This window comes from bacterium, assembly GCA_040756715.1.
Classification (GTDB): Bacteria; UBA9089; UBA9088; order UBA9088; family UBA9088; genus JBFLYE01.
The window spans coordinates 1-12,616 of the sequence record JBFLYE010000153.1 but is presented as its reverse complement, the minus strand read 5'-3'; the positions used below and the strand labels follow the sequence as shown (position 1 = coordinate 12,616).

Genomic DNA, 12,616 nt, shown 5'->3' with positions numbered 1-12,616 from the left:
TCCAAATATGTCAAGGGATTTTTTGATAGTCGGCACTACAAAACTTAGGATAATATATGTATTATGGGGCAATTACTTGAGGTTTTGATATGGAGAGAAAATTTTTGGCGAAAATGACTTGACAAAGATATTGAACATACCTTTGAAATAGCAACAGATGTCTCTAAATGGCCAGAGTTTCTTGAAAGCCACAAGGAAATGAAGATTATTGGCCAAGCAGGGGAAAAGATGCTAATTGAATGGGGAAAGCCAATAAAATTAAGAACATCAATAATTATTGAAAGAGAAAATAAAAGGATGGTAACAGAACAGGTAGAAGGGCTGGTAAAAGGGCTAAAGGCAGAGTATATATTTAAGGAAAAACAAGGAAAGACAGAGTTTTCCTTAATGCATTCCTTTGACGCAAAGATTCCGATAATCGGAAGACTAATAGAATTTTTCCTCCTTGTCTTTTTAAAGAAGATGGCTTATAATACCTTAAATAGGATAAAGGAAAGGGTAGAGAAATGATATATACAGGTTTTTTGTTGCTGGGTGTTTTCCTTAATCTATTACTTGGATTATTTGTCCTAAGTAGGGAAGGCAAGGATAAAACAAAGAAAACATTTTGTTATTGGACAATATCTATGGCAATTTGGAACTTTATGGACTTCGGTTTATCTTTATTTACCAACCCCCAATCTGCCTTAAAGTGGGCTCAAATAATGATAATTGGTGTATTCTTTATCCCTTCAACCTTCTATCACTTTGTGGTAAGCTTTTTAAAAGAGGGGGGAAGGAGAAGATACTATCTTATCCCCATAGGCTATATTATAAGCCTTACTTTTATTCCAACAAGCCTTTCTGGTTTTCTTGTTTCAGGTGTAACCCCTTTAAAGAGAGAAGGTTTTTTTCCATTATTTGCCAAAACACCATTTCCTTTTCTATTTCTCTTATTCTTCTATGGCTTTACAGTTGCTGGTGTATTTTTGTTGGTAAGGAGGTATATAAGGACAAGATCACCAATGGAGAAGAACCAGCTAAAGTATGTCCTTATTGGCTTACTAATAGCCGGTGCTGGTGCTATCTTTAACTTCCTTTTGGCTTTTAAGATAAGAGGTGTATTTCCTATGGGAAATATAGCTGAGCTTGCCTTTGTTGGACTGACCGCCTACTCTATTGTCAAATATCACCTTATGGACATTAATCTTGTCATAAGACCAGGGATTATCTATGGGACACTTACAGGTTTAATTATAGCAACCTGGCTTTTTTCCATCTTTGTCTTTGAGCAACTCTTTCACATCGACTCTTCTGGAGTTCGGTTATTGGGTCTTTTTGTTGCCATCTTTGTCTTCAGTGTTCTTAAGGATAGGGTTCAATATCTGGTTGACCGTCTTTTTTACAGGGAAAGGCAGGAACTTGCCCAGGCTACCTCAAAGATAGCAAAGGATATTACATCCACGGTTGACCCTGATATAATTGCCACATCAACTATGGATGAAATTTATAAGACCTGTCATCCTGAATTTGTTTCTTTGCTGATGCTTTCCCGTGATATGAAATTTTATGAGATAAAAGCCTTGATGGGAGAGGGAGAAAAAGAGGTCTTTATTCCTATAAATGACCCATTGATCGGGTGGCTAAAAAGAGAAAGAAGGGGAATCTTTAGGGAGGAAAAAGAGGGTTATTTATCAAAGCCAAAATTAAGAATTGTGGTAGAGGGAATGGAAAAAAGAAAAACAAGGTTCACTATTCCCCTTTTCTTTCAAGATGAGCTTATTGGTCTTTTAAACCTTGGAGACAAAAGAATAGGCTACTACACATACCCTGAGATAGACTTCCTGGAAACAGTAGGAAAGGAGCTTTCTATTGCATTAGCAAATACAAAGCTCTATTCAGAGCTTAAGGAGAAAAAGGAGGAGCTTGAGAAAGCCCTTCAGGCAAAAACAGATTTCTTGCATATTGTCTCCCATGAGCTAAATACACCCCTATCAGTAATAATAGGCGAGATCCATGTTATGGAAAGGGAGCTTAAAAAGAAAAAAATAGACCTTTCCTCAATGACTGATCTAATAAAGAAAAAGGGGGAACAGCTTTCTTTAATAATAAAGGATATGATGGATGTTGCATCCCTTGAGAAGGGAGAAAAAAAATATGAGCCAAAAAAAGAGGAAATTGATGTAGAAAGGCTTATTAGTGAAGCAGTAAGTAGCTTTAAGCTTATGGCTCTTAATAAAGGGCTTATAATAAGGGCTGAGGTAGGGGAAGAAATATCATTTACCTCAGACAAAAATGTCTTAGAAAATATCCTATTCAGGCTTCTTGATAATGCCATTAAATTCACACCCTCGGGGGGTGAAATTCTGGTTGGTGCAGAAAAAAAGGAAGATGGGGTTTTATTCTTCGTCAAAGATACAGGGATTGGGATAAGGGAGGAAGATAGAGAAAAAATCTTTGAAAGGTTTTCTCAGCTAGACCAATCAAGCATAAGAAAGTATGGAGGCTTGGGTTTAGGGCTTTCTATTGCAAAGGATATGGTATTAGCCCTTGAAGGAAAGATATGGGTTGAAGGAGAAATAAACAAAGGCTCAAAATTCTGCTTTACCCTACCCTCGCTTAAGTAATTTAAAGATTTATAGTATCTTCCCTCACTTAGTGCAAAAATAGATAGGGTGTGTTTATTTAAGAAATTTTGAATTCTAAATTTTGGATTGAAGGTTAAGTTTTATAAAATTTTTCCCCTTTTAATTCAAAATTCAACATTCAAAATTTTATAAAGCGTTGGGGAATTAACTATAGCTTTTGGCTATTAGCCTTCAAAACGCCTCGCCTATTGTAAAATGGAATTGGGGTTGTTTATTTTCTTCTGATAAGGGCCAGGCATAGTCAAACCTTAATGGTCCAACCGGTGAATTAAAGCTTAATCCAAACCCTGTGCCATATTTTAAGTCAAGCAATACCTCCTCCCCCTTTTCCCAAGTATTTCCACCATCAAGGAATATGCCGAAGGAAAGGCTTTTTCCAAGTGGAATCTTATATTCTGTATTGAGAAGGAGATAGGAATCTCCCCCACCAGATAATGGATGGATAGACCTTTCTTCATAACCCCTTATTGTTTTTGCTCCACCCAGGTAGAATTTTTCAGAATCTGAGACCTGCTTACCTTCTACAAAACCAAAGTCTGTATGGAGGCATAAGATAAACTTCCAGAGGGATGGGATATACCATGAAGCCTCAAAATTTGGCTTATAAAAATTTATATCGCCACCAAGAATACCTCCTGCAAATTGGGATGAGAGGGAAATTTTAGAGCCCTTTTCTGGAGAAAATACATTTGGCATCCTTGTATCATGAATAATCCCTGTCTCAATAGAGCTTGTTACAGCATATTGCAAACCCCATTCATTTTTCCATTTAATTACATCAGAGGGGGCATCATCCTTAACATCAACAAACCTGCTTTTGTTAAGCTTATACTTAAGATATATACGGTTAAACCTTTTCCATCGCTTTCCTAAGCTAATATATCCTCCCTCCCTATCCTCAGCATAATAATCCCTGGTAAGCTTCTGATGCCATAAACCAACACCAAGGGATATAGGTTTATCAAGAAACCAGGGGTCATTAAAGGAAAGCTCATAATTTGTCATCTTCTTTCCAATATCTGCCTTGATATTTGCTGAATATCCCATCCCAAAGAGGTTAATAAGGCTTGTCTGGATAGAGCCAAATATGCCATACTGGCTTGTATAGCTTAATCCAAATAAGGCCGTTCCCCTCTTTCCCTCAATTACATTTATCTGGACTATCTTCTTGTTCTTCTCCTTGCCTGGCAATATATCAATACCAACATCCTCAAAGTATCCAAGGAGGGAAAGCCTCTGTCTTGATGCAGAAACATTATCCCATAAAAGGAGGTCCCCCTCTTTTATTAAAAGCTCCCTCCTTATAACCTTGTCCTTTGTTTTTTTATTCCCAACAATGGTAATCCCTTCAATATATGAAACCTCTCCCTCGTCTATATAAATTTTATAATCAACCATTCCGCTCTTAAATTTAAAAAATTCCTCTGGAATAATACCTGCCGAGACATAGCCCTTGTTATAATAGAGCCTTACTATATCTCTAAAGCTTTCCTCAAGCCTCTTTAGATTATAAATCTCTCCTTCCTTTACCTTTATAAGCCCTCTAATCTCATCATTGGAAAACAATGTATTTCCTTCTATTTCAATCTTTCCAATCTTATATTTTTTCCCCTCATTTACCGTTATATCAACAATTATTCCCTTCTTTTCAAAGCTTATCTTTGGTTCTTGTATGGTAACCCTTGCATAGCCTTGCTCCTTGTAAAATTGGCAAAGCCTATCTATATCCTCATCAATATTTTCCTTTATGTAAGCATCTCCCTTTCCCCTCTTCATCTTCCATTTAAGTCTGAAGGATGAAAATGCCCTGTTTCCAGAGAACCTTATCTTCTTTATCTTTGTCTCCTCATTTTCCTTTATTTCAAAGATTAGCTCTTCTTCCTTTATCTTTGGCTCTACCTCTACAAAATAGAACCCTTCCTTCTTGTAAAATGAGATTATTTTGTTCTTTTCTTCGTTTATCTTTGGGATAAATAGAGGCTTTCCCTCCTTTATGGTAAGGAGTTCCTTTAATTGCTCTGTTTTCTTTTTCTTATTCCCAGAAAAGGTAATCTTTTTTATTAGAGGACATTCCTTAAGAAAGAATGTAATTGAAATAGAGCCATTTTCTTCTTTTGTCTTGGATTCAATCTCTTCAAATTCGCCTAGGTTATAGATTGCCTTTATGCAATCCTTTTCTTTATAAGGAAAGAATTCATTGGCCTCTTTGATGGGAAGAATTTTTTTTATCTCCTCATTAGATACCCTTTTATTCCCCTCAAAGGAAATCTTTGCAACAATAGAGCAAAATCCTATTTTAAAGGCAAGGGTAAAAACTAATATATTTTTTATCATTCCCTAATCCTAGTAGGTGGTTTCGCAACCCATCCCAATTGCAAGATCAGATAGGACATTGCCAGAGAGGATATGTTCAGAGAATATTTTCCTTGTTTTCTCATCATCCAGCATTCCATACTTAACAGGTGAGGAGCCAACTATCTCAACCGTCATCATCGGCTCTTTTGAACACATCCCTGCACATCCAGAGGTTGTTACGATGATGTCGGTAATATTCCTTTTCCCTATCTCATCCATTATTGCAGACATTACATTCCTTGCTCCTGCGGCAATCCCGCAGGTTCCCATATGCACGGTAATCTTCACCCTTTGCCCCCCTTCCCTTAATGTAGCCTGTGCTTTATGCTCTTCCTTAATCTTCTTAAGGTCATCTATGGTAAGCTTCATAGCTTTATTGTATCAACCATTTAATCCTTCTGTCAATTCTTTTAGAATTTCCTCAAGGTCTTCTTTTGTATCAATGGATGGCGAGTCATATTGTGTGGTAGTTACCTTTATTTTATACCCATTCTCTAATACCCTTAATTGCTCAAGGTCTTCATCTCTCTCAAGCCTTCCCTTTGGAAGGTTTATAAATGTCAAAAGAAAATCCTTCTTATAACCATAGATTCCAATATGCTTGTAATATCTTCCCGAATAGGGAATTGGGTTTCTTGAGAAATATAATGCAAAATCATCCTTATCACAAACAACCTTTACAATGTTTGGGCTATCTGCCTCTTCTTTTGAGATTTCCTTTTTTAGGGTTGCCATTAGCACAGCGGGGTCTTGTAATTCCTTAATTACCTCCTTTATCATTTCGGGAGGGATAAATGGATTATCTCCCTGGATATTTATGACTAAATCTACCTCAAAGTTTTTAACCGCCTCGGCTATCCTATCGCTTCCCGATGGGTGCAAAGGGCTTGTCATTACAACAGGCGCAAAGGATTCTGCCTCTTTCTTTATCCTTTCATCATCTGTGGCAATTATAACATCATCCAATGCCTTTCTTGCTTGATTAAATACCCACCAAATGATGGGTTTTCCCTTTAAGATAGCAAGTGGCTTTCCAGGAAACCTCTTTGAGGCATATCTGGCAGGGATTACCCCAATTATTTTGGCAGAGGGCATTTTAAAACCCTGCCTTCAAAGAAATGTAATGGGAAAGGCCAAGCTCGCCAAATGGCTTTATCGCATAATCAATACCAAAATTAGATTGCTGGAGGCCAAAGCCTGCGGTTATTCCAGGCCCTTCATCTTGGCTATTTGAATAGCCAAGCCTTAAGCTAAAATTTTGGTAGATTTTTCCCTCAAGACCAAGGCTAATAGAAAATGGAGAGATGTTTGTATCAAGGCCGATAAGCAAGGGAATGGGGGTATTTTGAAGGTTATAAGCTGCACCAAGCCTTAAGGAAAGGGGAAGGGAGAATTTTTCGCTGATAAACTTTGGCTTTGTCCCAAGGTTTTTTATAACTGCCGCAAGGTTAAGGTTTGGATAGGCATCTTTATAAAGGATTCCGCTATCCAGGCAAAAGGCCTTAGCAGATTCATCCTCTATCTTCATCATAATTGCCTTTAAACTTGCCCCCAAAGAGAGGCTTTTGTTTATTTTTCTTGCATAGGAGCCAGAGATTGCCAGATCAGAGGCAGACCAATCATTGATTGGCTTTTTATCCCTATCATAACCCTTTTCGCTTCCATAGCCAAGATAGACAAGGCTTACCCCAAATCCTTGATTACCTTGAGGAAGAGCCAGATTTAGATTAGAATAGGATAAGCCATCTACCTCACTCATTGGACAATGATACATAAATGACCCCTCTTTTTGAGAAAGTTGAGTAAGTCCGGCGGGGTTCCAATAATTGGCACTGCTATCATCAGCAATCGCACAATATGCCCCTCCCATTCCACCTGGCCTTGCTCCCGCACCCAGTTTTAAGAATGCGGCTGATTTCTCTCCCTCACCTGGCCATAGGCTATTCGCCATTAACCCTAAAACCAAAACTAGTTTTCTCATTTCTTTACCTCCTATTCCCCTCCCTCAGACCTTACGGTCTGCTCATCCCTTCACAGAAGGGGAATTTATTTCACAATCCCAAGCTTACCTACCTTCTTTCCTCCACCTCCACCGGTGATACAGATATAGACACATAAGACAATGGATTCCATTCTATCTTGCCCCTTCTAAAATTTCTAGAAACCGATATGCATCAATCATTTCAATTTCGTTATATTTCCCCAGTGCTTTTAAATCATAATCTCCCGATATGATATATCTTGCCCTTCCTGCAATTGCACACTCTATTACCATATTGTCTTTCTTGTCTCTACAAACTGTTACCTTCTGGCTGGGCTTCACTATCTTGGCATAGCTTGTAATATCTTTTATAATCTTACCTGCCTCCTCATTAGAAAGCTTAAAATCTTTATCCTTTCGGGTAAGCACATCCTTTAGTTCATCTAACATTTCTTCAGAAACTACAACCACAAACCCTCTCTCCTTTGCTTTTCTTATAATCCTTTTTGATATACCAAGCCAAAATGTCCCTGAGATATAGATATTTGTATCCAATACTACAATCACTTACTTTCTTTTCTAAATTCGTGTATAATCTTTGCCACATCTTCTTCGCTAAGATGAGCGAATCCCTTTTCTTTAGCAAGATTTAATGCCCATTCATCAAATTCAACGGCCTCTTTCCATTTGAGAAAATCAATAAAATCAGACACCTCTTGTAATTTCTGCTCGGGTAAGGTTTTTAAGCCCTCTACCATTTCTTCCATAGAAACAACTTGAGTCCCCATTTTTATTTTATTATTCCAAGCTTACCTACCTTCTTTCCTCCACCTCCACCGGTGATACAATAGATATAAACCCCTGAGGCGATGTTTTCTTTCTTTACCTCCCATTTTTCATCTGGTTCATCTACCTCTATTTTCTTTATTTCCTCACCAGCAATGTTGTAAATTTTAATTACAGAATTCTGGGTTATATTGGTAAAATGAATAAAACCTCCCCCTTGCCTTGCATCCCCTTCTTTGTATGGGTTGGGATAAACAATGGCATTGTTATTATTTGATGCAAAGGTTGGGGTTCCAAAGAAATAAAAGGAGAAATGCTGAATGGGGATGATTATGGTATCGGTTCCCTTGATAAGATTTGCTACAGGTTCATATGCTTGACCCCCATAGTTTATATAGACAACATTGTTTGGATTTATTTTAACTGTAAGGGTTGCTTGCTTTTCAAGATAAAGCCCATGTGGACCAAGAAATATTGCCCTTGCTAAGTCAAAGCCTGAAATAGGAGGAACACCGATAATCTCGGCAATGGTGATTGACTGGGTAGAGGAAAGGCTATTTTGGGGAAGCTCAATTGATGCCCCAGAGATTGTTCCCTTTCCACCTGAAGTTCCCATCTCAGTGGTTGATGATGCGATAACATTATATGTTCCCATAGGAGCAAAGATATAGAAGGCATTCTCTAAAGAACCCTGTTGGGAATCTGGGTTTGTCACCACAAGGCTATATAAACCACAAGCCTGATCAGTAAGGTCAAAGATGCAGGATATCGTGGTTGTTCCCGTTAAAATTACATTGCTTGCCTGAATCTTACCTGCTTTTGTAAGGCTAATGTTTGGCGTGCCAAAAAAGTTTTCTCCCCTAATGGTGGTTGCAATTGTTCCCGTATTTGTTCCTGAGTTGGGAGAAATGCTTATAATGCTTGGCTCTGGAACAAAATAGAATAAGGCACAATTAGACTTTCCTGATATCTTGCCTGTGGCGGTAATGGTTATTGTCCCTGGGGTTTGGGTATTAGCTTTGAAGGTTGTGGTAAAGCTTCCCTGGCTATCTGTCTGAACTTCTTTTATATTCATTGTTGTTCCAAAGTCAATTTGGATGGTCTCACTTCCCTCAAACCCGGTTCCTTTTACAGTTATAATTGTTCCCAGATAGCCTGAGCTTGGGCTTATCATAATCTCAGCCCCTTCCTCAAATACACCAAAGCTTCCACCTCCTCCCTCCTGTAAAACACCCAATCCTTTAGGAGAAGCAAGGTCTTGCTTGGTTAATTCTACCTTTACTGTGCATTCAATCAAGTTTATTTCAAGGATCTTTCCCACCTTTTTCCAGGTATTTCCTACCTTTCTGTAAACACAGAGGAGGCTTGGGTTTTTTACCTTGGCTGGGTCATAGGATAATGTAAGAATAACCTTTCCCTCCTCTTTCAATGCTGCCCCTGAGATTTCAACCTCATAGATGCTACTTGCTAAGTTTTTATCAACTGGCTCCTCCTCTGTCTTGGTAATCACTAAGGTAACTGTCTCTGTTCCCTCCATTGAGCCTGGGAGAACCTCTACCTTACTATTATCACCGGTATCTGTTCCTGTTCCTTCGGCATCGTTTATCCCTGCACTTCCTCCTGCACAGGCAGAAAAATCTGTTTCTACCTTTTTTAATTCCATTCCAAAAACAAATGAGTCGGTTCCATAACCTCTGGTTGCCCCGGTTCCTGAGACCTCAATGGTTATTTCTTGGACATCCTTATTAATTTGTTCATTTAAGATGGTTAATAAATATTTATACTCAGTAATGCTTTGGGCAGTGCCTGATGCCTTTTCTGTCCCACCCTTCTTTACACTATAGCTTAATCCATCGGTTAACCTATCGTTTGTCCTTACACTAACAATTGCTCCCTCTGGTATTGGCATAACCCCAAAGCCAAACCTAAGGTCTCCGGTGATTAAGTTAAAGTTTATGCCCGTTATTGTTCCAAACACAAAAACCTCTTGAGGAGGGGGAACTTTATACCCTTCTGCTATGGCAATTAGGGTATATGTTCCCGATTTAAGGTTTGTTATGGTATAGCTGCCATTTTTGTCTGTGCTCGCAAAGCCTTTATCAAGAGACGAACAGGCAAAGACAAAGGCATTTTGGATAGGCTTATCTCCTGCCCTTACCCCTCCTGAGATGGATGAAAGCCTATCTTGTTTTTCAAGCTCAAAATTTATAATAATTGTCTCATTCTGCTTTAAAACAACATCTTCCTCTTTTTCACCATAACCCAAAGCATTTGCCGATATGCTATATGGACCAGCAATAAGCCCCTTAAACTCATATTTTCCATCCTTTGCCGTAATTTGTGAGCGGAAAATCCCCATCCCCTCTATACTAACCCTTGCCATTAGTGGATTTACTCCGTCAGTAACCACTCCCTTGATTGTCCCTCCCTCTTTGCTTAAGGTTATATCCTTTGTAATTGTTCCCTTAATTGTTTCTAAGGTAAAATAGGGAACATAGCCCCTTGCCAGGGCAAGGAAGGTATAAACTCCATCCTTTATCTCTGCCATCCTATATTTTCCGCTCTCTATGGGAGAGGCGGATAAAAGCTCACCCTTTTTGTTTAGTAAACAGGCAATTGAGTATTCAGGGTCAATTGAGCCTCCATCATCGGTGGCAACCTTTCCCGAAATTGAGCTTGTGCCAAAGGAAGGTGTAATTGTTCCACAATCGGTTATCTCATTTTCTTTTACGGGAATATTATATAAAGCACCAAGTAGGGTGATATAAAATTCACCATTCTCTTGGGTTCTCATCCCCCTTATTCTTTTGATTTTCCCATTAGAGGATACACTTTCATAGAGATAAAGGTTATATACACCAGGGGTTATATCCATTGCAAACCTTCCCGTGGTTGTATCTACCTCACCAAATCCGGCTGGTTTATCAAGCACATCCCAGAGGTTATCGGCGTTTAGCTCCATCCTTTCAAAGGCAACCACGAGATATTCCCAATTAGTAAGAAGACCTTGCAAATTAACCCATCCTTCTATTTTTTCTACCTCCTTAAGAAGGATGTCTATATATGTTGTCTCGTTCTCTTTTACTAAGATATTCTCCCGATAGGCAACCCCCTGTGTGCTACTGGCAAAAACATTGTAAAGCCCAGCAGATAGGTCAGGAATAGCAAAATTGCCATTGCTATCTGAGGTAGTAGTTCCCCAGCCAAAATAACCCCATACCTCAATCTCTGCACCCTCTACAGGCTTTTCATTTTTATCGTAGACAAACCCAACAATCCCTCCTCCCCTTGGAAGGTAAAAGTCTATGCCCGAGAGATCGCTAGTGATCAAAAGCTCATAGAAAACCCTGCTATAACCCTCCTTCCCTGCCGAGACTTTATAAAGTCCGGGTATAAGATTTCCTATTTTGTAATTACCCTGATTATCTGTCAAAACCCCTCCACCACCATCTTTACTTGATGCAGAAACATTTGCCTTGTCAAGGGGTATTCCATTTTTATCCATCACCCTTCCCGAAACAGAGACCTTTGTACCAATAAGGATAAAATTAACCTCCTTTACCTCGCCTGCATTTAGGGTTATTGTCTTTGTCTGGCTTAAGTATGGACCATCGGTATTTACTACCAGAGTATATATTCCAGGCTCAAGAATGATTTGATAACCCCCATCCCCTCCTACGCTTGCTGTGCCTTTTATCATATTGTTAGATATTGCAGAAAGCGTTGTCTTTGTGGCAGAAATGGGGTTTCCTAAGCTATCAAGCACCTTGCCATAGAGCGATGCCTTGGTTGAGGTAGCTGGAGTAAACAATAGGATTGAGCAGATACCCTGATCAAAGTCATAGGCAGAGGTGGTTATCCCGCTATTCTGGTTTTGGACAAATAAGGCAAGGTCTCCCAGCTTTTGGCTCTGCCAGGTTATTACTCCTTGATTAAGCTCAATAAGATTTGCCTGGGTTATTCCACTTGCATCAAACTCTGGCCCATCCCATTCTGGCTTATTTGGATAATTTGGCCATTCAATATAAGAATCAAGCTTACCATCCCCATTTACATCCTCAGAGACAGAGGTTATGGTAACAGTAATGCCCCTTTCCTTAAAGACTTGGGTATAGGAATATGTGTCTATCTTTCCATTATTATTTATATCTTCTCCCCCAAGGTTTACTGATTGGGGTATAGTCCAGCCATAGGGATTTGTAAGTTCTGGATGGTTGCGATAATAGTCCATAAGCTTTGCCACATTTTGATGGGCGATATATTTTACCCTCTTTTCAAAATATGGCTTGAAATAATTCTCCCTCCAGGCTTTATACCTTTGCTCATAGCCTTTGTTATAAATATTCATCTCCTTAATAAAGTTATTAAGCCTTGTCCAATCAAAGGTTGTCCTTGCTGCACCTATACTTGCTATTTTATCTAAGCCAAAAAGAAGGATGCCAAGGTCAGAACTTTCATATGCCTTTGAGCCATTATTTATATTGTATGCGATAACCTTTGAATAGATAAGCCCATCGGGAATGCTGGGGATTTGAAATTGATAGGCATCCTCATCCTGCCTCCATTTTTTAATCTCTTGGTCAATGTGTAAGATTATTGTATTAAGCTTGGTAATATCAAGATCAACCATTCCCACCACTGCCTTATCGCCATCAATTACTAAGTCTGGATTAAAGGGACCAAAATCCTCGCTTTTCCATAACCTTGAGCTTCCATTAAAACATTGGAGGTTTGCCGATAAAAAGCTTCCCGTGATTTGGGGAAGCTCAATTATAGTATCTTCCATTACTTAGTGCAAAAATAGATAGGGTTGTGTTTATCTGTTTAAAAATTCATCCACCTTTTAAGAAATTTTGAATTCTAAATT

Annotated in this window: 9 protein-coding genes; 2 read left to right on the top strand and 7 right to left on the bottom strand. The window is 38.9% G+C overall.

Annotated features, from left to right (window positions below):
* The first annotated feature begins 129 nt into the window (after nt 1-129).
* Nucleotides 130-510, top strand: a complete 381-nt coding sequence (locus tag AB1397_05720) for an SRPBCC family protein (protein MEW6482483.1) — start codon at nt 130-132, stop codon at nt 508-510.
* Nucleotides 507-2,606 (top strand): ATP-binding protein, encoded by a 2,100-nt coding sequence (locus AB1397_05715; GenBank protein MEW6482482.1) that lies wholly within the window; start codon nt 507-509, stop codon nt 2,604-2,606. Before AB1397_05720 ends, AB1397_05715 begins: the two co-directional genes overlap by 4 nt.
* 192 nt (nt 2,607-2,798) lie before the next feature.
* Here the strand turns inward: AB1397_05715 and bamA are convergent, their stop codons facing one another.
* The 7 genes from bamA to AB1397_05680 all read right to left on the bottom strand — a co-directional run bounded on the left by bamA (nt 2,799) and on the right by AB1397_05680 (nt 12,535).
* Complete coding sequence (gene bamA, locus AB1397_05710; protein ID MEW6482481.1) at nt 2,799-4,961, bottom strand: outer membrane protein assembly factor BamA; 2,163 nt, start codon at nt 4,959-4,961, stop codon at nt 2,799-2,801.
* A 9-nt stretch (nt 4,962-4,970) separates the two neighbouring features.
* On the bottom strand, nt 4,971-5,351 hold the full coding sequence (locus AB1397_05705; GenBank protein MEW6482480.1) for a (2Fe-2S) ferredoxin domain-containing protein: 381 nt from the start codon (nt 5,349-5,351) through the stop codon (nt 4,971-4,973).
* A gap of 12 nt (nt 5,352-5,363) precedes the next feature.
* The gene (gene kdsB / locus AB1397_05700; protein ID MEW6482479.1) at nt 5,364-6,077 is read right to left on the bottom strand and encodes a 3-deoxy-manno-octulosonate cytidylyltransferase; all 714 of its coding nucleotides are present in this window, start codon (nt 6,075-6,077) and stop codon (nt 5,364-5,366) included.
* A 1-nt stretch (nt 6,078) separates the two neighbouring features.
* Nucleotides 6,079-6,963 carry a PorV/PorQ family protein gene (locus tag AB1397_05695; protein ID MEW6482478.1) on the bottom strand — a complete coding sequence of 295 codons (885 nt, stop codon included), beginning with the start codon at nt 6,961-6,963 and terminating at the stop codon, nt 6,079-6,081.
* 153 nt (nt 6,964-7,116) lie between these two features.
* A complete protein-coding gene (locus AB1397_05690) occupies nt 7,117-7,530 on the bottom strand; it encodes a putative toxin-antitoxin system toxin component, PIN family (GenBank protein ID MEW6482477.1) in 414 nt (137 codons plus the stop codon).
* Complete coding sequence (locus AB1397_05685) at nt 7,527-7,751, bottom strand: hypothetical protein (GenBank protein ID MEW6482476.1); 225 nt, start codon at nt 7,749-7,751, stop codon at nt 7,527-7,529. Before AB1397_05685 ends, AB1397_05690 begins: the two co-directional genes overlap by 4 nt.
* 2 nt (nt 7,752-7,753) lie before the next feature.
* On the bottom strand, nt 7,754-12,535 hold the full coding sequence (locus tag AB1397_05680) for a carboxypeptidase regulatory-like domain-containing protein (GenBank protein MEW6482475.1): 4,782 nt from the start codon (nt 12,533-12,535) through the stop codon (nt 7,754-7,756).
* Nucleotides 12,536-12,616 lie beyond the last annotated feature (81 nt).